Source organism: Serratia sp. 1D1416, assembly GCF_003641105.1.
Classification (GTDB): Bacteria; Pseudomonadota; Gammaproteobacteria; order Enterobacterales; family Enterobacteriaceae; genus Serratia; species Serratia ficaria.
The window spans coordinates 2718731-2742127 of sequence record NZ_CP032738.1; the positions used below are offsets into that span (position 1 = coordinate 2718731).

Genomic DNA, 23397 nt, shown 5'->3' on the forward strand with positions numbered 1-23397 from the left:
ATAATGGCAACTCCAAACCCGTTGGCGCCGGTAAAAGGCGCCGGGACAACTTTTTGGCTTTATACGGGCAATGGCGACCCGTACAGCAACCCGCTCAGTGACGATAACTGGGGGCGTCTGGCGAAGGTCAAGGAACTGCAGCCGGGTGAAATCACTGCTGACTCCTATGACGACAGCTATCTCGATGATGAAGACGCTGACTGGAATGCTACCGCACAGGGGGCGAAGTCCGCCGGTGAGGCCAACCTGACGTTAGCGTGGAAGCCCGGCGAAACCGGCCAGCAAGGTCTGGTAGCGTGGTTCCATTCCGGGGAGGTACGTGGTTACAAGATCAAGTATCCGAATGGCGCCGTTGATGTGTTCAAGGGCTGGGTAAGCAGCCTGGGTAAAACCGTGACCGCCAAAGAGGTGATCACCCGTTCTATCAAGGTGACCAATACCGGGCGGCCGTACATTGCCGAAGACGGCGATTCGCCAGTCGTGCCTGTCACTGGTGTGACCGTCGCGCCGACCACCGCAAACGTTGCAGTCGGGGCGACGGTGGACTTGACCTTTAACGTTCTGCCGGCGAATGCGACTGATGCCGGTTTGCGTGTGAGTACCTCAGCGCCGGCGACGGCCACGGTAACTCAAAATGGCAATGTGGCCAAAGTGAAAGGGGTAAAAGCCGGCACAGTGGACATCATCGGGATGACAAACGATGGCCTGCTGGTGGCCATTGCCAAGATCACCGTAGCCTAATTTTAATGCAGCGCCCCGCGAGGGGCGTTTTTTATTGGTGGATTTATGCTGAAAAAAGACACGTTTGACTATGCTGGTCAGAAAGTGGAAGTGAGTGAACTCTCTGGATTGCAACGCATTGATTATCTTTCATTTATTAAAAAATCAGCCGATCAGTATGACGCGCTGCCTGAAGAAACCAGTGATTCTGACCGAAACATTGCTTTTACCACGATGCGCCTGCGTATTAATGCCTGGCTAGTGGCTGCGTCACTTTGGCATAGTGATAAAAAACAAGATGTTGAAACACATCAGCAGCGCATTTTAGAGGAATGGTCTGGCGCGGCGATTGCCGGCTGCAGCCAGAAGGTCCTGGTGCTGAGCGATATGATGCCGGCCGAGGTTGAGCCTTCGGATACCGATGAACATGCCCTCCCTGAGCCGAAGGAAGATCTCACCCCGGAAAAGCCCTAGCCTCCGAAATCCACTTTGCCATGTGCCTGGCGCGCGAGTTTAAGCGCCCGGACTGGCGGCGGATGCTTTCAGAGATCAGTTCGACGGAGCTGGGCGAGTGGGCAGGATATTACCGGGAAAACCGCTTTTCTGACGCCTTGCTTGATGCTGAGTTTTCATCACTCAAAGCAACCATGGTGGCTCTGTTTACTTCCGGTGATGAAGAGATTTATCCCGGTAATTTCAGCATATTAACCCCGCCCGAGCCGGAAACAGAGCAAACAGACGATGAACTTATGTTGATCGGGGAGGGGATTTTCGGAGGGGTACGTTATGGCGGAGCAGATTGCTGATCTCGTCGTCAATCTGGATGCAAACACCGTCTCGTTTCAGGAGCAGATGGGCCGTGTTGAGCGCCAGTTGCTTGAATCGAGCCGTAAAGCGGATGTATCTACCGATCGTATGCGGCGCCTGGCAGAACGTCAGGCGGCAACGATTAGCGGGATAGCGGAAAACAGCGCCGGCGCTACCACGAAGATGCAGGCCAGCCAGGCTATCGCCGTGGATGGCATGAAGGGGAAATGGTCTGAAGCATCTAGGGCCGTCGATGAAACCCATCAACGCATTGCAGAGCTCAGTGCTCGACTTCGTGAAGAGCAACAGCAATCGCAGGTTACCGGGGATGCGCAGGACCGCCTGACAGCTTCATTTTTCCGCCAGATCGATGCGGTAAAAGGTGCGGAAAACAGCCTGCAGGAACTTCGGGTCATTCAGGAGCAGATCCGGATAGCCAGGGCTTCCGGAAACATTACGCAGGGAGATTACCTCTCGCTGGTGACGGAAACGGCGACGAAAGAGCGCGCATTGGCGCAGGCAGAACGCGCAGCCGCTCAGGCCAAAGACGATTACCTGCAAAAGTTACGCGAACAGGTTGCACTGCAGGGCAAGACAGCTGCTCAGATTCAGGAATATAAAGCCGCGCAGCTGGGTGTTTCTCAGCAGGCAGCGCCGCTGATCGCCAAAATCCGTGAGCAGGAGGATGCGTGGAAGCGTGGTGCGATTTCGGCAGGCCAATATCGCATGGCTATGCGCCAGCTGCCAATGCAGATCACCGATATTACAACCTCCCTGGCATCTGGTGCGCCCATATGGTTGATTGCCATTCAGCAGGGTGGCCAGATCAAAGATAGTTTTGGCGGCGCCGGGAATGCGTTAAAAGCGATTCTCAGCCTGTTAACACCTGCGCGGTTACTGCTGGGCGGTACTGCTGCGGTAATGGGCCTGCTGGCTTATGACGCCTATGACAGCAGTAAAAGGATCGCCGACCTTAATCGTGAGTTGGCGCGAACCAATGGCGTGTCCGGGTTAACCAAACAGGGCCTGCAAGATTTGGTTTATCAAGGAACTGCAGCCGGGCAATCATTTACTGCAGTGACTGACTCCCTCAAGGCGCTGATAGCTGCCGGCGCCACGTCAGGAACTAATTTTTCACAGGTAAGCCAGGCGATTGCCGCCTATTCGAAAGAGAGTGGCGAAGGGCTCGACGTCCTGGCCGGCAAATTTACTGCGATTGCCAAAGATCCCAGCCAGGGTATTTTGGCGCTGAATGAAAGCCTGCATTTCCTGACGGCTGAGCAGTACGCCAACATTCGGTCTCTGGAAGAGCAAGGCCGGCAGATGGATGCCGTAAAACTGGCCTCTGATCTTGCGGCCGAAGCGATGCGCGGCGCTGCTGTGAAGATGAAAACCGAGCTCTCTTCGGTTGAGTCCTATATGAGAACGCTGAAGGATATGGCCGGCGGCATGTGGGATGCCATTACCGGTGTTTTCCGTGATAAGACGGCCGGCGACGCTGTCGCCGAACTGCAATCCCGGGCAGCAAGCATCCAGGCGCAGATCGCCAACTCCGAACGGACCGGGTACAACCAGAAAAACGGCAAACTGCAAGCCTGGCGTGATGAGCTGGATACGCTCAATTTCCAGCTTGATGCCCTAAGTCTGCGCCGCGGTGCAGAAAAGGGTATTGAGGCAATTGGCCAGCAGCAAAAGGCAAACGAGCAGGAGCGTTTGCGCCTGGCTCAGCAGCAAGATGCCCTGGCTACCACGCTACAGACCAAGGAAGAGAAGCGCGCGAAATTAATCCGGCAGACGAATGAAGCCTTCAGCAACGGCATCATCAAGACTGCTGCAGAGCGCGATAAGCAGATTCAGCGGATTAACGAGCAGTTTAAGGATCCGAAAACCCCAAAGGGACCTCAATACCGTACCCCTGCGGGGGAACGGGCGACGGACAGTTCTCAGTCTGAGCTGCTGGCGTTGCAGTCACAGCTGGAGGTGTTGCGTCAGCATACGGGCTTGAATGACACGATCAGCCAGCAGCGCAAGGATCTATGGAAAGCACAGGCGCAGTTCGCTGTGTTGGAGGAGGCCGCCGGTAAGCGTCAGCTCTCCGCGCAGGAAAAATCCTTGTTATCAAGCAAAGATAAAGTGCTGGCGCTGGCGGAGCAGAAGGCCGCGCTCGGCGATCAAATCGCCCAACAGGAGCGGCTCAACAAACTGCAGGATGCTTCGACCAAATATGTCACCCAAATGGCAGAGAAGCAGCAGGCGCTGCAGCGCAGTGCCGGCTTGGGTGATCGTGCCGCCCAGCGTGAAAGCACCTTTGCTCAACTGAGCCAGGGGTGGTTAAACCAGGGAGGTAGCCTGAATGATGCCGGTTATAAGCGCCAGCTGCAGGCCGCACAGGATTATTACGCCGCGGAGGACAAGCTGCGAGGGGACTGGATGGCCGGCGCATCTTCTGCCTGGAGCAATTATCAGGATCAGGCGGCTGACGCTGCCGGTATGACCAAATCGCTCTTCACAGGGGCATTTTCTGGGATGGAGGATGCGTTGGTTTCGTTCTCCACTACGGGGAAAAGCACATTCCGCAGTTTTACCACCTCAATCATTGCTGATTTGTCACGTATTGCATACCGGATGGCTATTTCCAGCGGACTGCAAAGTCTCTTCGGCGCTTTTTCCGGCGGTGCTGGTAACAATCCCGGTGCTGTCCCTATGTTCGCTAACGCCAAAGGGGGCGTTTACTCGTCTCCTTCGCTGAGTGCATACAGTGGGCAGGTTGTGAATCAGCCGACGTTCTTCGCGTTTGCCAAAGGTGCTGGTGTGATGGGGGAGGCGGGCGCCGAGGGGATATTGCCCCTGAAGCGCGGTCCCGATGGTCGTTTGGGGGTCAGTGCGTATAACACTGCCGCGGCAGGCGCGTCCGGCGCTGCACCACAGGTGAATATAAACATAGACAGTAACGGGCAGGCATCACAGCAGCAAACCGCGCCTGGTCTGGAGTCGTTTGGTGCTGATATCGGTAATTATGTGGCGAAAAAATACCGTGAGTTGAGGGATAAAGATCTCAGCCAAAACGGTGTGTTAAATCGAGCTATTCGCGGTGGGAGGGGCTAATGGCACAACTTAAAACATTCGGATTCCCATCACGTTATGGTCCAGCGGGGGAGTTTGAACCAGTTGTAAGGGAAGTTCAATTTGGTGATGGTTACAAACAGGTGACCGGTGATGGCATCAACAGCGAGAAGGAAAGCTGGCCATTAACGTTTACCGGCCCCTGGTCATTCATCGGGCCGATCGTGGAGTTTTTGCAGGAGCACAAAGGATATCGTTCATTCCAGTGGCGTAATCCGCTGTACCAGCTGGGGCTCTACGATGCGGGGGCTTTTACCGTCACGCCAACTTTTGCCAATACTCAGGGGCGTAATTACACCCTGACGGTCACATTCACCCGCGCATACCATCCGTAGGAAAAATTATGTCAATCAATGCTGATCTCCAGCTGCTGCGGCCGGGGAGCAAAGTGTATTTGTTCCATGTTGACGGCAGCATGTTCGACGGGCCGGAGCTGTTTTTCCATAACTATCCGATCCCCTACACCGAAGAAGAATTGATAGCCAGCGGCGGAGACCCTGATCAACTCCCGGCAAAATCTATTTGGTGGCAGGGGCAGGAATACAAGCCGTGGCCAGTTGAGGCGACGGGTTTTGAAGTGACCAGCGACGGCAGCGCACCAACACCAACGTTACGTGTGGCCAATCTGGACGGAACCATTTCAGCTATGTGTCTGGCATATCAGAACATGGCACAGGCCAAGGTAATCCGGCACTTTACTTTTTCTCAATATCTTGACGTGCGTAATTTCCCGAATGGCAATGCAGAGGCTGATCCGACCAAGGAAAAGCTGGACGTGTTCTATATCGAGAGCAAGAGCAGCGAGGATAATGAAGTCATTGAGTTCCAGCTTTCTTCGCCGGCAGACCTGCAGGGTATTCAAATCCCCACGCGGCAAATCCATAGCCTGTGCACCTGGTGTATCCGTGGTCAATATCGCGGGGCATCATGTGGATACACAGGAACGCGGTATTTTGATGAAGACGGCAACCCGGTTGACGATCCGTCAAAAGACGTCTGCGGCGGTCTGCTCAGCGATTGCAAAAAACGGTGGGGCGATACCGAACAATTGCCGTTCGGCGGTTTCCCCGGCTCCGCATTGCTGAAGAGGTGAGGATGCGTAAACAAATAATCAGCGCCGTACTGGCGCATGCGGAGGCTGAATATCCGAGGGAGTGTTGTGGGCTGGTGGTGCAGAACGGCCGCCGGCAGCGCTATATCCCCTGTCGGAATCAGGCACTGGAGCCAACCGAACAGTTTAGCCTGGCGCCAGAAGATTATGCCGCCGCTGAGGATGCTGGCACAATCGTTGCGGTTGTTCACAGCCACCCAGATGCAACCACCCAGCCCAGCCAGCTCGATATTGCGCAGTGTGACTTGTCCCAGCTGCCGTGGATCATCGCCAGCTGGCCTGAAGGTGATATCCGGGAGGTAATGCCTACGCAAGGCATCAAGCCGTTGCTGGGCCGCCCTTTTGTGCATGGGTTCTGGGACTGCTACGCCATAATCCGGGATTGGTATCAGCTCGAGCGCGCGATCGCATTGCCGAACTTTAAACGCTCGGATGGCTGGTGGGATCGGGGCGAAAACCTCTACATGAAGTTTTACGCCGAGGCGGGTTTCATGCCAGCGGTGGGCGAGTTGCAGATCGGCGACGTAATCGTTATGCAGGTGCAGGCGCCTGAGCCTAATCACGCTGGCGTCTATCTTGGCGACGGGGTAATGATCCATCACATGTATGGCCAGCTCAGCACGCGGGTTCCCTATGGCGGGTATTGGGCTGAGCGGACTATCACCATTTTGCGTTACAAAGGATGATCTGCTGCTATGATATTGGGATATTCAGCAAAGGGATATCACGATGAAAAAAATAGTAATAATAGCAATGGCTTCTTTTCTTCTATTTGGGTGTATGACGGACCAACTTGCTAAGCAAGAACCTATATTTTCTGGGCAAAGCAATAAAACGCCTCAAAAATATACCCAATGCCTTGCTCCAAAATGGCAGAATCTTAATCCAACCACAAAGATGATTGAAACCGAGACAGGGTATCAACTGTCAGCGGAAAATTCATTAGTTGGTGCTGTTTCTCTTGCTAAAGTAAGCGAAAGTAGCAATGGTGGGAGCCAGATACGCATCTATGCGCAGTCACGCGGTATTGGTGACCCTTGGGGAGTATCGGCGAAGTCATGTCTTTAAATCCTACCCGCTACGGCGGGTTTTTTTATGGGTGAATCATGCCAGTTTTAATTCCAGAAGTTAAGACGATTCGTTTGTATGGCGTATTAGGCGCGACATTTGGTCGTGTACATCGCTTGGCTGTGGATAGCCCTCAAGAAGCCATTAAGGCTTTATGTACAGTAATCCCCGGATTGCAAAAATTCCTTTTGGAAAGTAAAGAACGTGGGCTTACGTATGCCGTATTTGAAGGTCAGAGAAATTTAGATAAGGATGATCTAACACTTTTGGCGAATGGTAATGATATTCGTATTGCACCAGTTATTATTGGTAGTAAAAAGGCTGGTGCTTTTCAAACTATTCTCGGGGCCGTTTTAGTCGTGGTAGGTGTGGTGGTCGGTATCATGACCGGATGGACGGGGATTGGTGGCACAATTGGTTATGGGATGGCAATGTCAGGGGCATCAATGATGCTCGGTGGTGTTGTCCAAATGCTTTCCCCTATGCAGGGTGGGTTGGCATCGAGGCAGGACCCTGATAATAAGCCGTCCTACGCCTTTGGCGGGCCAGTGAACACTATAGCTCAGGGTAATCCAGTGCCGATCCTGTATGGAAAGCGTCGCATTGGTGGCGCCATTATATCCGCTGGTATTTACGCAGAAGACCAGCAGTAAAAAAACAAAAACATGTTAGGCGTCTAAGTTAGAAATGTTTTCATTGCCTTGCACACCCACTTTGATACTATGTCAATGTTTTTTTATTATTTGGGTGCGGGTATGAAACGAATATTTTTAGTTGTTCTATTAATGATAGTCTCAAGTGCTTCTTACGCCGAAACTATGGAAGGGTATGGTAAATCTAAATGGGGAATGACACCGCAACAAGTTGTGATGGCAGAAAGTGGAAGGGCGCGCTTGCTTGAAAAACCAATAAAATATAAGAAAAGCCTTGGGCTAGTCGCAATAGATAGTGTTGAGATTGGTTCAAGTTATTACGAGGTGAATTATCTATTTGATGGTTCGAATAAATTGGTTCAGGTTAATGTTTCTGCAAAAGAAGAAAGAAATCATCTTATCAATGAGGATAATTTTAAAAGTGCGGAGTCTCTTTTAACACAAAAGTATGGGGCTCCAAAGTATAGAGAGGAAGGTGTTAAGTCAATTTGGAACCCAAAAGGGACAACTATTGAATTATCACATTTTTATATAGAGAAAGTAGTTACCAAAGTTACAATAAGGTACTTGCCTGAGGAAACTACAAAAATAGAAACTAATAATATTTAAAAAAGTTAAAATAAAAAAACACCTCGCTTAGGCGGGGTTTTTTTATGACTGGAGAAAAGCATGCACGTCATTGAAGGCCGTAAAGGTGGCAGCAGCAGTCCAAGCACTCCGACTGAATCACCTGACTCTTTGCAATCCACCTCTTATGCAAAAATACTCTTGGCGCTGGGAGAGGGCGAGTTTGGAGGTTCTCTCGATGGCACCCGAATTTATCTCGATGGCACGCCGCTCACGTCGGCTGACGGTACGGACAACTTTCCAGGTGTGAAATGGGAGTTTCGCCCAGGTACACCACATCAGGAATACATCCCCGGCATGCCGGATGTAGAGAATGAAATTACCGTCAGCACTGAATTAACCAGTGAGCGTGACTGGGTTCGAGCGGTGACCAACCCCCAGCTTTCTGCGGTGAGGCTGCGTTTTTCTTGGGCTCAGTTACAGCAGCAGAAAGATAACGGTGACGTAGTAGGGTATCGCATTGAGTATGCGATCGACATTGCCACTGATGGCGGCGCCTATCAAGAGGCTCTACGCACTGCTATTGATGGCAAAACAACGACCAAATATGAACGTAGCCACCGCATCGATCTGCCGGCGGCCACAACCGGGTGGCAAGTGCGTGTCCGTCGCTTAACTCCAAACAGCACCAGTAACCGGGTTGCCGATAAAATGGTTGTGGAAGCCATCACGGAGACGATCGACGCCAAGCTACGTTATCCGGAAACAGCGCTGCTGTTTATCCAGTTCGATGCGAAACAGTTTCCCAACATTCCCCAGGTATCCTGCGAGCCAAAAGGGCGCATCGTCAGGGTGCCATCGAATTATAACCCCGAAACGCGGGAATATACCGGCACATGGGACGGCACGTTTAAAACGGCCTGGACGAATAACCCAGCCTGGATAACCTACGACCTGATGATAAATGACCGGTTCTCGATCGGGACGCGGGTGAAAGCAGAGAACCTCGCGCTGACAAAGTGGGACTTGTACCAAATTGGGCAGTATTGCGATCAACTGGTGCCGGATGGTCGGGGTGGTGACGGAAAAGAACCTCGTTTCCTGTGTGACGTTTACATCCAGTCGCAAGAGGATGCCTGGAACGTGTTACGTGACATAGCGTCGATTTATCGCGGCTCTACCTTCTGGGCAAATAACGGCATGAATGCCCTGGCTGACATGCCAGCAGATGTTAAATACATCTTCACCCGTGCCAACGTTAAAGATGGCAAATTTACCTATGCCAGCGCCAGCGAGAAAACGCATTACAGCACCTGCATGGTGAGCTGGAGTGACCCGGCAAACGGTTATCAGGACGCGATAGAACCAGTCGCAGAACAATCACTAATTCGCCGTTATGGTATCAAACAGGCTGACCTGACGGCGATCGGGTGCATTCGTAAGTCAGAGGGAATTCGCCGTGGAAAATGGTTGCTTCACACCAACGACAAGGATCGCATGGTGTCATTTACTGTGGGTCTTGATGGCAAAGTGCCGTTGCCTGGCTGGATTATCGCAGTCGCCGATGAGATGTTGGCAGGCCGGCCGCTCGGTGGCCGGATCAGTTCTGTGGATGGCCGCAATATCATGCTTGACCGGGTTTCCTCTGCAGCTGTCGGCGAACGTTTGATATTGAACCTGCCAAGCGGTAAGGCTGAGGGACGTACGATTGCAGCGGTATCGGGTAAAACCGTTACGGTCACAACGGCGTATTCTGAAAAGCCGGTTGCCGAGGCTGTGTGGGCGATTGACGCGTCAGACCTCGCGCTGCAGCAGTTCCGTGTTACTGGAATTAAAGAAGGTGATGACGGGGCATCGTTCGATATTACTGCAGTCGAGCATGATCCGAATAAGTACGCAAAAATCGACACTGGCGCGCGGATTGAAGACCCGCCGATCAGCGTTATCCCGCCGGGCGTACAACCGCCACCGACCAATGTTCAGATCGGTGAGTCGTCAGCCATTATTCAAGGGCTGACAGTGGCCACACTGCGCGTTACGTGGGATAGGGCTGAAAGCGCAATCGCATATGAGGCGGAGTGGCGCCGGGACAATGGCAACTGGATACCTGCACCGCGCACGTCAACCCTTGGCTTTGAGGTTTCCGGCATTTATGCCGGCCGCTATCAGGCCCGTGTTCGCGCCATTAACCCGTCCGAAATTTCCAGCGTATGGGCTAATGCGGCAGAAATGGTATTGACTGGCAAACAGGGAGAGCCGCCGGCGTTGGCCAGCTTCACGACGGTAGGCCAGGTGTTCGGCATCGTCTTGAATTGGGAATTCCCGCTCGGGGCCGAGGATACGCAGCGGACTGAAATCTGGTATAGCCAGAACTCAGATGGCAGCAACAAAATGCATCTCGGCGATTATGCCTACCCGCAGCGTAGCCACACGATGACGGGGCTGGCTGCTGGTGTGAATTTCTGGTTCCAGGCGCGCCTGGTGGATAAGCTCGGGAATACTGGTCCGTGGACGAGTTGGGTACAAGGGACATCGAGCGAAGACGCCAGTGAGGTTCTGGATTACCTGAAAGGAAAGATCACCGAAACAGAGCTGGGGGAGGAGTTGCTGGGACCGGTCGAGGATGCCGGAAAGCTGAAGGAGATGTGGTCGGTCAAAGTTGGCAAGACGGTTGACGGGAAGCTATACACCGCTGGGATCGGCGTTGGCGTTGAGAATACCCCTGAAGGGATGCAGAGTCAGGTGCTTATTCTGGCTGACCGGTTCGCGGTTCTGAACACTGCCGATGGTCAGGGTTCGGCTGTATCGGTGCCGTTTGCGATTGAGAACAACCAAGTTTTCATGAACTCGGCCTTTATCAAAGATGCCTCGATAACCACGGCCAAAATTTCACAGGAAATTAGCTCATCAAATTATGTATGGAATGATAACCCTGAGTTGCGGCAAGGATGGGCCATAAATAAAAATGGCTTTGCTACTTTTAGTAATATAGATGTGGTGGGGAATGTTCGCTCAAATTCTGGTTGGTTCAATAATGGAACGATTGGGAATTGTCATATCCTTGAAAATTGCGTGATTGATGGTAAATTATCTGCAGCAAACATTGAGGGTAATTTAGTTCAGGGTAATTCCTACGCCTTTGATATTTACAATACCAATAGTAAAAGAATCGTTCGTTATGATGGAAATCCATTAATGCCAATGCGAGTTTATGGCTATGTTATGGCCGTAATGTCCCGACAACAAAAAACAAAAGTCTTTTTCAATGGAGATGAAGGTTCTTCCGTTGATGGACTATTTATTGCAAGAAATGGAGACACGCCGGGTAGCTATTCATATACCACCATGTTCAGTTTTTCTCGCGATATAGGCAAAGGGGAATCTCTTGATATCAACGTTAATGCTGGCGCATTAAACCAGGGGGGCGGAGAGTCAACGAGTTATCGGGTGATGATATGGGCAACACCGCAAAGTAGTGGATTCTCTGTAGTATAAATTTTATCGGAAATATGACCCGCTTCGGCGGGTTTTTTTACACCTGGAGAAAAAGATGGCTGTGATTATCAGCGGTAAATTAATAGGCCCAAATGGCGACCCGCGACCTGGTGTAACCATTATGCTGACGGCAGTAAGAACGTCATCGGCTGTTGTACAGCTTGCTCCATCCAGCTCCACTACTGGCGTCGATGGCAGCTATTCGTTGTCGGTTGAAGTCGGAACGCACAACGTAATGATTGAGGCGTATGGCCGGCCGTTTGAGAAAGTGGGGCAGATCACGGTTTACGCTGATTCTCAGCCAGGAACCCTGAATGATTTTCTTGTTGCTCCGGGTGCTGACGAGCTGACACCGGCGATCCTCGCCGCAGTCAACGAAATGCGCGACTCTGCAAAAGCGGACGCTGATCGCGCCGAGGCCGCTGCAGAGCGCGCTGAGTCCATTGGGGATAATGAGTACACATTTAAAACCGTTGCTGCGGGTATTGCGGGGACTGTAACTGGACAATATTTTAGGGTTCCGGGTGGCCCTGATGATCTGGCAGCGTTCTATTACTATTTGAACGATAACGGTTCTGCTGTGCAGGTTTCTCAGACTGTTGGTGCGGCCGCGGTTGAAAGGGCTATCGCTGCAGCTGATAAGTCTCTGGCGCTCGGTATGGAACTCGACGCGCGAACAAAAGGGATTGAAAATAAAAAGAAAGTCTATGATGAGGAGGGCGAATTAATTGGTTCCGGCTTTTTTGACAATACAGGCCGTTCACCAATGAATTATACCGCCAGCGGTGCGGTTAACCTCCCTGGCGTCAAAGTGCAGCGTCTTAAAGACGACCCGGAAAAAGAGTGGGTGGGCCGAGGTAATAAGCGCGAATATTTCGCGGGGTCAAAACTTGGTGGCCTGATTATAGGCCGCGTTGAGATTGTCACTATCCCAGGCCCACCCGGTGTTGTGTTATGTGATAAAAACTTCATTCCTTACGCGCGAAGCCCGGGTTACAAAACCGATTTGGATATTCCGGTTATAGGCGGTTCAACTACGCCGCCGATTATCCCGCCTGTTCCATTCCGCCCTTATGACCTGATGGGGTTCGTAGTGAGGGGCAGTCGCTATCGCTTGGTGCTGCGAATCCTGCTGATGATCCGCAACCGGTGAGCACGGAGCAGCGTTACGGTAACAGAGGGTTCAGCACAAATAATAACAGCGGGAGCTCAGACACTGACACGCTGGTGCCGCTTGTTGAAAAGCGTTATCAGCCTGCGGAAGGAACCTGGCCGGCGGCCGAAACCCCGGTTACCGGTGCCACGCATAAATTGGTGGAGATGATCCAGGCCGAAACTGGCCTTTCTTTTGACAAGCAGCCCAGCGCCTACATCGGTTCTGCTCCTGGCACCGGCGGCCAGCCGATCAAGAACCTGATTAAAGGTACGGCGGCGTACAGCCGCATGATCGCCCATGTTACAAACAGTCTACGCCTTGCAGCTGCCGAAGGAAGGACGTTTGCTGAACTGGCTGTTGTGTGGATGCAGGGAGAATCAGATTATCGTGATGAGACGTCACGAGCGGAATATCTTGCCGTTTACTTGCAGTACATCGCTGATTCACTGGCCGACAAGAAATCGATAACTGGCCAGCTGTTTGACCCCATTTTTATCAGTTATCAGCTCAGCACACACCGCGCCTACCGACGCCGCGATCCACTGATTGCGCTGGCGCTGCGTGATGCCGCAATGCTGGGTAAAACCGAAATTGCTTACCCTGGTTACATCGGTGACTACTACGGCTCAGATCACATCCACGGCATGCCTGAAACGTACTACATGTTTTCCCAGTACACGGGGCGGATGATCTACAAAAAACGTAAGGACATGCTGGACGGCGTGACGCGGATGCATCGCCTGGACGTGATCGATGAGATTCGGCAGGGCATTTTCACCATGCTTTATTTCAACGTACCGACCCCGCCGCTGGTCTTTGATACCGAATGGGTGGCGCCGGCTGAAAACATGGGGTTCTACATCCGTGACCAATTTTCGCTTGATGTAGTCGAGATAATCACATCCGTCGATATTGCTGGCCCTGACCGCGTGCGTATCACGACATCGCGGCCGTTGCTCAGCAATGAAATCGTTACGTATGGGTGGGGGAAAGCGGGCGATCCGATGACAAACGGCAGACAAACAGGCCCGCGCGGAAATCTGCGTGATAGCGAAGGGGATTTGCCGGGGGAGAGCTACACCGACGGCGCAGGTGTTCTGCGCAAGTTGCACAACTGGTGCGTAATTTTTTAATAGGTGAGTAAATGACCACGATAATTCGAGATTTGGATACCGACCTGAGCGATTCGGGCTTGCCACCACTGTACGAGCCGTTTGCGTCAGTAGCAGGGTTAATTGCTGGTTGGCGCTTTGGTGAGGGTTTCACTGATTTGTCGGGCAACAGGCATGTGATTAAAGAAATCGGCACACCTTCGGTGGGTGAGTTCTATATCCGAGGTGATAAAAATAACGGTTTTATAACTGACGTACCTGATGGGCAACAGCGGACGTTGATCGCCGTTCATCGCCATTCTGCCGATGTGAACTCGTTCGGCTATCCAGTCAGCAGCATTACCCAGCAAACCTCCACGACAGGTGTAGGGCTTGCAATTAGCGATGTTTCGTCTGCATCAGTCCATCGCCGCTCATTGAATGTCGGAGGCCAGGCATATAACCAGCCATTGTATGGCGTCGCCGGAGGGCCAAGCGAGGCCGTTCAAAGCCGTAATAAATTTGCATTCACTGCCATAACGGTGGATGGGGCTGGAAATACTGCAGGGTTATATGTGCCATCGGCTAGCCAAAACCTGATACCCGCGACTATTGCTGAAGGGGTGAATTTGGCTAACAGGATAATCACTGAGCCGGGCGGAGTCAGCTATTACCGACTGATCGCGTGGCGTAGCCCAACGATCCCTTCGACTGGAGTTGAATCTGGCTTGGATTTGGCGGAGGTGCTGTTTTATGACAGGGCTCTGTCGCTTGAGGAGCTGCAGATTCAGTATGGCCGTTCGCAGCGATACTTCAAAAACAGTTTTGGTGAACTGATTTGACGGTCGGGCCGGGAGGGAACCCGGCCTAATACAGCCAGCGCCCAGCCTTGGCTGACTCAATGAGCATGCTAACAGTGAAGGGCTGAGGTTTATGACGGTCGGATCTGAGGCGTTCAGGGAGGATTCGGTTTGGAAGAAATGGCAGCACTACTTGTGGAAAATAACGGCGCCAATGTATCCCGCTACAATCTACATGGAAGGTTTCTGCGTATTTATCCATCATTTCATATATGTCTTCAGGAACGGTGGCATGTTCACCGATGTTCAGTGGTGAATCAGTACCCACTTCGCTGCGTAGCTCATCCTGCACAAACTTCAGCACTTCCGTCTCGACGTCTCTCACAACCGGTCTCCAGGCTTAGCGATTAAGTTGTAATGGCGAATGCTATTGACGGTTATCATTGTGACATCATATGCGGTTATGGCCACACCGATCCAAGGTATCCACCGACCAATCAAACCTCCGAGGCTTGTGGTTTTGGCCCAACCCCCACCTAACATTGTTTTCCATGTGGGGGATTTCCACCGGGTACTCAGTTTATACGTGATAATTTTTCTTAGAGTGAGGGATAAGGGGCTGGTACCTGCGGTGGCCGTTCTCGGTTTTCCCGGCACTGGAATGAAATTGATACCGCCAATAATGGAGGCCAATGCGTAGAGGTCTTTTACGCCAAGCTGTTTCTCCGCTTCATCTACTGTGATCCAGAAAGCCAACTCACCGGCGGAAAGGTTAAGCATTCCTTTATAGAAATATCCATTTAGTTGTTCAACCGTATCCATCACTTTTCCTTGTCAATTGGCATGGCTGTAACATAGCCAACCATGCCCAAGGTTTCAACGCGTTTCACAATGATTTTAGTCGTGACTCCCATTGTTCAATAATCTCGCGCTTTTCCCTAAGGTAGTCGTATCGGTCGTAGTGTTTTGAAGACACACCTGGTTTTTTATGGTTTTGCAACCGATCTCGCATCTCGGCACTGACACCCATATCACCAGCGAGCGTTTTAAATGTTCGGCGAATATCTCTGGGAGTAAATTTTTCAAAACCAGTTTTCAGGCAGAACTTCCTCAACTGCTTACTATATTCTGCCGAAAGCAAGTGGCCTTCAGCCGTGGCGGCTGGGAATAGGAAAGTTGAATCAGGGTATCGCTTTTCTTGTAACTTGAGGATCTCAATTGCGCTTTTACTCAGTGGTATCACATGATAGTCGCTGTTCTTCGAAATGTGCGGCGGTACGGTTAGGGTTTTACCTTTCTTGTCCCAGTTGTCTCTGGTGTTGGTCATGATCTCCCATGGCCGCTGCCCGGCGGTGTGAATGCATAATTGCAGGAGTTGTGCGAAGTCGGGGTTAATGGGGCATGCTTCTGGGGAAACCTGGAGCATGTGCAGTAGCTCGCTGATCTCGTCCCAACTCAAAAAACGGTCGAGAGCTTTATCGGCTCCGCGCTGAGAAGGAACGACGGTTACCGGGTTCCTATTCATGCCGTAAATTATCTTCCCGTCTATCTTTGCTGGATCGTTGTCTGAGAACAACCCAAAATTGAAGACGGCGTGCAGGTTTGACCTGACTTTGTTTGCGCCGGCACTAGCTCCTCTCGTGATGAATTCAGCGAGAACTTTTTTAATGTGGTCAGGTGTGATGTCTTTTGCTGGAGTGGAAGGCTCGATATGCTTGCTGGCCAGCACCTGGTTTAGGCGGTTCTGGGTTTTGTCATATGAGCGCTTATCACGTTTTTTCTGATCGGCAATATAATCATCAAAAAGCTGCTGTACCGTTGCGTGCTCAGCGATAGCCTTTTCTGGAGATGAGATATTGGCGGCTGCAGTTAAAGCTTTTGCTGTGGCTTCTGCGAGGGATAGGGTAGGATAATCACCCAGAGAGAGGAACTTTCTATCGCCATCCTTATGGTATTTGTACACAAAAACTTTGCGCCCTGAAGGATAGATCTTCAAGCCCAAACGTCCTGTACCTCTGGTCGCTGATGCCTGCCAAACATAGTAAGCCTGTGCCTTTGGCTTGATCCCTTTTATCTTGCTATCTGTGAGTAGTATTCCAGCCATTACGGGTGCTCTTACGGGTGTCGTAGTGTAGAAATACTATGATATGGCATGAAATCAAACAACATATAAAATTCGTTGTAAAACAAAATGTTGAAATTCAATGAAACCGGGCGATATTAAATAAAACAATAAGTTATCGCCCTTCTAAGCCGTAGGTCACAGGTTCGAGCCCTGTAGGGCGTACCATTAATATTCAACGACTTACATCACTCACCCAAGCTTCTCAATTTCAACATGGGACAGATTTGGGACCGAGCCTCCAAAAATCGTATCTATCTGCCTTGCATGCTCAGTTAGCCAAGGAAGTTGCATATATAGAGGTATGCTTTCTCGAAGCTGTACCATCAAGCGATGCAACAAAATGACCCGCCGCTGAGCGGGTTTTTTCGCTATGACAATGGCGGTTTTTTTGCTGCATAGGGTTGCAATGTGCGACAATTTGTCGCATTGTAATGACGTTACCGACATACAACCCCTATATATAGTGTTTACATACTGAGTGAGGCACCTATGGCTATCAGCATACGGCTAGACGACGACTTCGTCAGCGATGCTAAAGTTTACGCTGAAGCTGCGAGTAGAAGCATTCCGAAGCAGATTGAGCACTGGGCAAGAATTGGCCGTATAGCCGAGGACAACCCTGACCTGCCATTCAGTTTCATCAGCGAAGCCTTGATAGCTCACAGCGAAGTCGTGAACAACAAGGTAACCAGATATGTCAGAAGGACAGGACGAAAAAGAAGTTGATGTTTATCAGAGTCGCCGTTTCGAAAAGGCTCTTGATAAACTCCCTGAAAAGTTGCAAGAAATCGTTGAAGATGAAATCGACACGATAATTGCAAACCCTGAAATCGGCGAACAGAAGAAAGGCGATTTGTCATTTCTTCGAGTTCACAAATTTCAGATGAACAATCGTTTAACCCTTCTGGGTTACACTTGGATAGAAGACAAACTTGAGCTTTACCTCTTGTGCGTAGGGCCACATGAAAACTTCTACCAGGACCAAAAGACTCACCGCAAAGCTGATTTAAAGCTTATCGGATGACGATTTCAAAGCCTCGGATTAACTCCGGGGCTTTTTTTTTAGTTTAATGTTTGTGAGGTGGGCGGCGGAAAGGGTGAGGTAACACCCCGTCCGCCAGGTGCTCATGTCAATGGCCACAAGAGAGCCTTTGCCCGTGCGGCTAACCGCAGGACGAGTCAAAACCGAGTGAAGAAGGTACGACTCCTTCTGGGGCTGCCATATTTCCTATGGGACTTGAAGACCTCAGCAGAGGTCGCGCCCGGGAGGGCGTGTTGATTGTAAAGAAGTATCAATGTGTATTGTGTGGTTATTAATGATGCACTAGAATGCGCCCCGCAAACCGCCATTAGCTCAGCAGGAAGAGCAACGACCGTTAAGTTGTAGGTACGGGGTTCGAGGCCCCGATGGCGGACCAAAGCCGACTTAGCTCAGTAGGTAGAGCAACTGACTTGTAATCAGTAGGTCACCAGTTCGATTCCGGTAGTCGGCACCAATTGCGGTCATCGTATAATGGCTATTACCTCAGCCTTCCAAGCTGATGATGCGGGTTCGATTCCCGCTGGCCGCTCCAATGCCGTAATGCAGGGTGTACTTTTTGTTTGGGGCCCCAACTCCCCGAGCAGCAGACTGCGGAATACGCCCTATGTTGTGGCATTGAATTGACAGCCGGGAAAGACCGGCAACCATTTTGAGCCCGGGCCTAATCGTCGGGGGCTTGCCTCAGCTATTTGGGCTGATGATTCGGTTGCGATCCCCATTGAATGCACCAGAGTAAACGCATGGACACTCGCCTGTTTTTTGTAGAGGATGATGTCGGGTCAACTCAGAGGTGAGTGTTCAGCCGTTTGCTTTGGATTTTATCGTTATTACATATCAGAAGGGCACATTCATCTTGATACGCACTATCGAATCCTTCACCTGGGATTTTGAGTGTGTCCCTCTGATGTGAAGTGACTGCCGGGAAAGGCCGGTTCTACTTTAAACTTTCCAATACAGTGAAATTCAATGAGTATTATTTCCATTAGACGCTGGTGGCATATTCGAACGCTTAGGCGACAGTGGAAAGCGGATCGGGCTTTGCGGAAAGCAGCCATTGAAAAAGGCTGGCATGGTGTACTAGAGGTGTTTCATGTTGAAAGAAGCTATCAGGATATCAAACGTGGGGCGTGCCGTGTCACGTCTAACTAAAGACTCCCATGTAGTGCATATTACAGCTCTATTTTGAGGTAGCGCATAAATCTATCATGAGCTACCCTTTTTTTGGGGCTCGCGAGTACTTGGCGTTCGCAGAAGTGCGCCGGTATGCTCCATTACAAAGCCGTGTTGTTAATCAAAGCCCCGGCCTAACCGCTGGGGCTTTCATATAAAGAGAATGCCATCCACAAAAAATGCTGCCAGCAGGAATGCCAAAGCACAAGTTGTGAGCAGTATCACAATCCATTCTTTCATTACGCTGTACCCATATCACTCCAGCACCAGTGTAAAGATTAAATTATAGTGTATACTTTTCCCTGATTGACTTGGGATGGATCTTATCCAATAGCTGTCAGAGTTAACCGAGTGAATCTTTGATTCTACCAGAACGCCCATTATCTGGAGAGTTACGTCACTTTCGCCCCAAGCACGAAGACTGGGGCGTTTTTTTATTTTTAATTTCAATACTTACAAAGCGAGAATTCGCGTCAACTACAGGCTGCCATTGAGCGGCCTTTACTTATTGTAAGGGGCAAATATATGGACAAGAATGAGCCGTACTTTTTCAACCCGGGCTGGAGCAGTGAACAGATTGATGATTGGCTAAATCTATAGCCCACTACAGGTCGATTTGGAAAACGTGGAGTAGATTGGCTTCTGGCGAAATCAATCCATGCGATCTTGAGTTGCATGTCGAGGTTTGCCACCTATCCGCCTCTGTCGACCTAACCGGCATGCCGCAATCTGGCTGACAAAAAACCGGCCAGAAGGCCGGTTGCAATGATGACGATGAGGAATGCGTCGTAGGTCGGTCTCGTGATGGTTAAATCCGCTCGAACTGCAACACTGCAAAGATGCTTGGCTGCGAGGACTGAATGGCGCGTAAGGTAAAACCCGTTGCAATCAGGGTGACTGGAGTCATGGTGCTATCCGCGACCTCGATACCGGTTGTACTCACGTATACCAGAGCCTGGCCATGGACCGAGTCCGATGGCGACTTGATGGTAACGCGGTACAGATTGCGCACATTATGGGGAGCACTCGCACCTTCTTCGTCATTCTTATACGCAAAGGTGCGCACATTCGCGACGACGGCATTATTTAACGTCACTTTGCGGCTATCGACCCGAAGGCGGCTGCTGCCGATGTCCAAATCTTTCGTCAGAATAACCCGGTCTTGCGTAGCCTCAAGCAGGTTGCCGAGATACACATCCTCCAAAATGGTGGAGGTTCCTTTACTGCGGATTCGCAGCCCATTGATAATGGTGGTATATGCAGTTGCAGAGTTGTACCAACGTAGGGTCGAGGTGTTGAACAGGCCGCCAACGATGCCCCCGCAGTAAGACAGCTGAATGTCGCATTTGCCGAATGGGCAGCCGGTAAATCCGTGGATGACGTCAGGATAAAAGTTATCCGTTGCGGGGCGCCGCACCGCCGTTACGGTCGCCGAGTATTCACCCATGGTAATGGTGTCGCCGACGCTGAAGCCGGTGGGATTGGTTTTGTCGGATACGTTCACAGGCTCAATGCAAATAACCCGGGCCGTATTGCCGGAGTAAATGTAATAGTCCAGCAACTCACGCGAGTTTACGCCATTGCTGAACGATTGCTCCCGTACCACTGAGGCATTGAATGGGGTATCAATCGTGTATTCGCACAGGAATCGGCCGTTGAAGTCAGTCCCGATGCCTTGACTGGAGAAGTATTGCGCACCGTTAAAGAGTTGGATGGCGCCATACAGACAGCCCTGAATAAAACCACCGTATAATGTGTGGCCTTCAGCGATGAAAGTGTTATTGGCGCGACGAATACGCACGCCAAAATAACCGCACGCGGCATAAGCGATGCGGATAGTGTTATCTGCCGAGTTATACAGATTGGATTTGGTGTTCTCGTAGACGCCGCAGAAATCACGCGCGCGACCAACTTCGAAATAACAGCTGCCGCAGCCCTTGCCTTTTAGCTGGAACAGGCTTGCGCGTTTATCTCTGCCACTGAAATAACCAATGATAGTACGCAGGCCCACCTGCGAGCCGCAAGAGTGTTCTCCGACAATAATGGCGCCGTCTGCTTCTTTCCAACTGGCTGGGGTTTGCCAGCATGTGCTGACAATCAGGCCACCGAGAGAAAGCTCAAAACCTTCTGTCATATCATCTATGTGGATAGGTCTTGAGACTGAATAAATACCTTTGCCAAATACTTTCGAGATCCTGTTCACTCGGGCATAGTTAATAGCGGCCTGAATCGCCTTCACATTACACTCAGCCGCTTCGTCATGCGAATTTTGTAATTCAGCAGAAATAGCACCAAACATTTCCGGCGTTATAAAGCCCATGATTTCGCTGATAAATTGTGCGACGTTCGCTCGCAGCTGCGCCGGGTCGTATTGCAAGAGGTTTGGATAGTAGAATTGCCGCACGCCGGCGGCGTCGTACACGGCCACACTGTGCTCCTCAAGGGTCACAAACCTGCCAATCTGATCGTTATAAACCGGGTAGCCGCCGGCATTGATGTTCAATGGTTGTGGGACGGGGGCCATGGTACCGTCGGTATTTTCCAGATATACCTGAATCTGGTTCCCCGCAATGATCGGGTCGGTATTAACTCTCCCGATATAAATCTTTCCGTTAGCGGCGGTGGTAAATGAGCTGGCTAATGTAAAAAGCGAACGCGGCATTGAGACAGCGATATTGGCGTTAACAGTAGACATTTTTTACACTCCGAAGATTACGATGAGTCATTGAAGTGTAGTGCCGCGAGAGCATAGGGGGTAGGGCATGAACATTGCCTTATTGCTTATATTCCACACAACAAGGCATTGAGATATTGCATGATATTCAGCTGGTTGGCGCGCGAGGGCGATTGGGTCGCCGCCAATTACACCACTCAACGGGCGCGCTGACGTTCGGCTACTTTTCTTTTGGCAGGAAATAATGCCCGCATTTAGGGCAGATCAGGGTGACATTCTGGCGTATCTTGCTGCGGCTCTGGGTAGAAACATAAGCGCACTGCGGGCAGGTGACCTTTACCGTTGAGGCGCTGAACATCTTGAAGGCATCGAAGATAGACATATCTTTTACCGGTGAGATGCGTGAACCCTCAGACTAGCACCTAATGCGGGTAATAGTTTATTTATCAATCATTTTTGCGAGGGCGCCGCGCAGCGCGCAAGATCTGCCCGCGCGGCGCGGCGGCGAAGAATGTCATATTTCCCATTCGGCGTTACATCTGCCGGAGCAAACTTACTCAGGGATGACAGTTCTATACATTGGGATTGGTACTGTAGCTCTACCCGATGATGTTGTGTGTTATCCATTCCCTGTAGTGCAGTACCCCATCCCTGTTAAGTTTATCCCGCCTTGTGCGGGATTTTTTTTATCTGCGCCTGGCGATGTTCAGATCGCCGAACATGATGTTGCGGGTGGTCGACAGCGCCAGAAAATCATGCGGGAACCCCTGTTCTATCGCGCTGAGGTTGTCCAGCCGCTGCCAGTGTTCTTCCGCCAGCCGCACCTCCAGCGCGCCGAGGTTGTCTTCCAGCTGCGGCAGCGTGCGGGCGCCGACGATCGGCGCGGTGACCGCCGTATTGCGCAGCGTCCAGGCCAGCGCAACCTGCGAAGCGCTATAGCCGCTTTCGCGGGCGACATCGCCCACGGCGTCGGCGATGTCGAGGTTGTGCGCGGTCAGCGTTCCCTTGGTGCGCACAACTTCGCGTCGGGTGCCGGTTTCATCGCCCGTCGCCTGCAGATCCCGCCGGCGGTATTTTCCGCTCAATACCCCGCCCGCCAGCGGCGACCAGGGGATCACGCCCAGCCCCAGCTCCTGCGCCATCGGCATCAGTTCGCGCTCTACGGTGCGCTCCAGCAGGCTGTATTCGATCTGCAGGGCGATCAGCGGCGACCAGCCACGCAAATCCGCCAGCATCTGCATTCTCGATGCCTGCCAGGCGGGCAGGTCGGATACCGCCAGATACAGCACCTTGCCGGCCCGCACCAAATCGTCCATGGCGCGCATAATCTCCTCCACCGGCGTGGTGAAATCCCAGGCGTGCAGATAGAGCAGGTCGATGTAATCGGTGTTCAGCCGCTGCAGGCTTTCCTCGACCGAGCGCACCATGCTCTTGCGGTGGTTGCCGCCGGAGTTCGGATTGTCGGGCTGCGTCGGCAGGGTGTATTTGGTGGCGATCACCAGCCGATCGCGGCGGCCGGCGGCGAACTCGCCGACAAAGCGCTCGGCGCTGCCTTCGGTATAGCGGTTGGCGGTATCGATAAAATTGCCGCCGCGATCGACATAGGCGTCGAACAGGCGGCGGGCCTCGGCCTGCTCCGCCCCCCAACCCCAGTCGGCGCCGAAGGTCATGGTGCCGAGCGTCAGCGGCGAAACGCGCAGGCCTGAACGGCCCAGCAGGCGGTAACTGTCCAGCGATAAAGCGGTGTTCATTGGCGTTCTCCTGTTGATGTCGATCTCAAGATAGTCCCGGCGGC

The 23397-nt window shown here is 51.7% G+C and carries 22 protein-coding genes and 3 tRNA genes; 19 read left to right on the plus strand and 6 right to left on the minus strand.

Translation table 11 applies throughout. The features are described 5' to 3' along the window. Positions 1-3 precede the first annotated feature (3 nt). From D7I37_RS12985 to D7I37_RS13050, 14 genes are all read left to right on the plus strand, one after another. Complete coding sequence (locus tag D7I37_RS12985; protein ID WP_129543792.1) at positions 4-741, plus strand: phage tail protein; 738 nt, start codon at positions 4-6, stop codon at positions 739-741. A gap of 45 nt (positions 742-786) precedes the next feature. Next, positions 787-1194 carry a phage tail assembly chaperone G gene (gene gpG, locus D7I37_RS12990; RefSeq protein WP_129543793.1) on the plus strand — a complete coding sequence of 136 codons (408 nt, stop codon included), beginning with the start codon at positions 787-789 and terminating at the stop codon, positions 1192-1194. A 20-nt stretch (positions 1195-1214) separates the two neighbouring features. Continuing rightward, a complete protein-coding gene (locus D7I37_RS12995; protein WP_129543794.1) occupies positions 1215-1526 on the plus strand; it encodes a phage tail assembly protein T in 312 nt (103 codons plus the stop codon). After that, a complete protein-coding gene (locus D7I37_RS13000; RefSeq protein ID WP_129543795.1) occupies positions 1507-4632 on the plus strand; it encodes a phage tail tape measure protein in 3126 nt (1041 codons plus the stop codon). The genes D7I37_RS12995 and D7I37_RS13000 overlap by 20 nt, the downstream gene beginning before the upstream one ends. Beyond that, positions 4632-4985 carry a phage tail protein gene (locus tag D7I37_RS13005; RefSeq protein WP_129543796.1) on the plus strand — a complete coding sequence of 118 codons (354 nt, stop codon included), beginning with the start codon at positions 4632-4634 and terminating at the stop codon, positions 4983-4985. Before D7I37_RS13000 ends, D7I37_RS13005 begins: the two co-directional genes overlap by 1 nt. A gap of 8 nt (positions 4986-4993) precedes the next feature. Beyond that, complete coding sequence (locus D7I37_RS13010; RefSeq protein WP_129543797.1) at positions 4994-5743, plus strand: phage minor tail protein L; 750 nt, start codon at positions 4994-4996, stop codon at positions 5741-5743. A gap of 2 nt (positions 5744-5745) precedes the next feature. After that, the gene (locus D7I37_RS13015) at positions 5746-6447 is read left to right on the plus strand and encodes a C40 family peptidase (protein ID WP_129543798.1); all 702 of its coding nucleotides are present in this window, start codon (positions 5746-5748) and stop codon (positions 6445-6447) included. A gap of 43 nt (positions 6448-6490) precedes the next feature. Then, positions 6491-6829, plus strand: a complete 339-nt coding sequence (locus D7I37_RS13020) for a hypothetical protein (protein WP_129543799.1) — start codon at positions 6491-6493, stop codon at positions 6827-6829. A 38-nt stretch (positions 6830-6867) separates the two neighbouring features. Continuing rightward, complete coding sequence (locus D7I37_RS13025; RefSeq protein ID WP_129543800.1) at positions 6868-7482, plus strand: tail assembly protein; 615 nt, start codon at positions 6868-6870, stop codon at positions 7480-7482. A gap of 102 nt (positions 7483-7584) precedes the next feature. Continuing rightward, positions 7585-8091 (plus strand): hypothetical protein, encoded by a 507-nt coding sequence (locus tag D7I37_RS13030; RefSeq protein WP_129543801.1) that lies wholly within the window; start codon positions 7585-7587, stop codon positions 8089-8091. A gap of 60 nt (positions 8092-8151) precedes the next feature. Then, complete coding sequence (locus tag D7I37_RS13035; RefSeq protein ID WP_129543802.1) at positions 8152-11544, plus strand: host specificity protein J; 3393 nt, start codon at positions 8152-8154, stop codon at positions 11542-11544. Positions 11545-11599: 55 nt separating this feature from the next. Further along, positions 11600-12697 (plus strand): prophage tail fiber N-terminal domain-containing protein, encoded by a 1098-nt coding sequence (locus D7I37_RS13040; RefSeq protein WP_129543803.1) that lies wholly within the window; start codon positions 11600-11602, stop codon positions 12695-12697. Then, positions 12694-13833: a sialate O-acetylesterase gene (locus tag D7I37_RS13045; RefSeq protein ID WP_129543804.1), complete on the plus strand. Its 1140-nt coding sequence runs from the start codon at positions 12694-12696 to the stop codon at positions 13831-13833. Before D7I37_RS13040 ends, D7I37_RS13045 begins: the two co-directional genes overlap by 4 nt. An 11-nt stretch (positions 13834-13844) precedes the next feature. Further along, the gene (locus D7I37_RS13050; RefSeq protein ID WP_129543805.1) at positions 13845-14633 is read left to right on the plus strand and encodes a hypothetical protein; all 789 of its coding nucleotides are present in this window, start codon (positions 13845-13847) and stop codon (positions 14631-14633) included. Positions 14634-14658: 25 nt separating this feature from the next. Here D7I37_RS13050 and D7I37_RS13055 read toward each other — a convergent pair whose 3' ends face one another. From D7I37_RS13055 to D7I37_RS13065, 3 genes are all read right to left on the minus strand, one after another. Beyond that, the gene (locus tag D7I37_RS13055; protein ID WP_129543806.1) at positions 14659-14976 is read right to left on the minus strand and encodes a DUF1493 family protein; all 318 of its coding nucleotides are present in this window, start codon (positions 14974-14976) and stop codon (positions 14659-14661) included. Beyond that, positions 14973-15413: an STM2901 family protein gene (locus D7I37_RS13060; protein ID WP_129543807.1), complete on the minus strand. Its 441-nt coding sequence runs from the start codon at positions 15411-15413 to the stop codon at positions 14973-14975. Before D7I37_RS13060 ends, D7I37_RS13055 begins: the two co-directional genes overlap by 4 nt. Positions 15414-15477: 64 nt before the next feature. After that, positions 15478-16695 (minus strand): site-specific integrase, encoded by a 1218-nt coding sequence (locus D7I37_RS13065; RefSeq protein WP_129543808.1) that lies wholly within the window; start codon positions 16693-16695, stop codon positions 15478-15480. Between the two features lie 510 nt (positions 16696-17205). Between D7I37_RS13065 and D7I37_RS13075 the strand changes: the two genes are divergently transcribed. The 5 genes from D7I37_RS13075 to D7I37_RS13095 all read left to right on the plus strand — a co-directional run bounded on the left by D7I37_RS13075 (position 17206) and on the right by D7I37_RS13095 (position 18290). After that, positions 17206-17442, plus strand: a complete 237-nt coding sequence (locus D7I37_RS13075; RefSeq protein ID WP_129543810.1) for a hypothetical protein — start codon at positions 17206-17208, stop codon at positions 17440-17442. Further along, a complete protein-coding gene (locus D7I37_RS13080) occupies positions 17411-17740 on the plus strand; it encodes a type II toxin-antitoxin system RelE/ParE family toxin (protein WP_129543811.1) in 330 nt (109 codons plus the stop codon). The genes D7I37_RS13075 and D7I37_RS13080 overlap by 32 nt, the downstream gene beginning before the upstream one ends. 319 nt (positions 17741-18059) lie before the next feature. Then, positions 18060-18134 (plus strand) — tRNA-OTHER (locus D7I37_RS13085). Between the two features lie 2 nt (positions 18135-18136). Then, positions 18137-18212: transfer RNA gene (locus tag D7I37_RS13090), tRNA-Thr, on the plus strand. Positions 18213-18215: 3 nt separating this feature from the next. Next, a tRNA-Gly gene (locus D7I37_RS13095) sits at positions 18216-18290 on the plus strand. Between the two features lie 1446 nt (positions 18291-19736). On the opposite strand, the gene D7I37_RS13100 is transcribed toward D7I37_RS13095, so the two are convergent. The 3 genes from D7I37_RS13100 to D7I37_RS13105 form a co-directional block, all read right to left on the minus strand. After that, positions 19737-21623: a phage tailspike protein gene (locus D7I37_RS13100; RefSeq protein ID WP_129543812.1), complete on the minus strand. Its 1887-nt coding sequence runs from the start codon at positions 21621-21623 to the stop codon at positions 19737-19739. Between the two features lie 199 nt (positions 21624-21822). Further along, positions 21823-21984, minus strand: coding sequence for a YnfU family zinc-binding protein (locus D7I37_RS27300; protein WP_169801386.1), 162 nt, complete (start codon positions 21982-21984; stop codon positions 21823-21825). Positions 21985-22288: 304 nt separating this feature from the next. Further along, positions 22289-23353, minus strand: a complete 1065-nt coding sequence (locus tag D7I37_RS13105; RefSeq protein WP_129543813.1) for an aldo/keto reductase — start codon at positions 23351-23353, stop codon at positions 22289-22291. Positions 23354-23397: the final 44 nt, after the last annotated feature.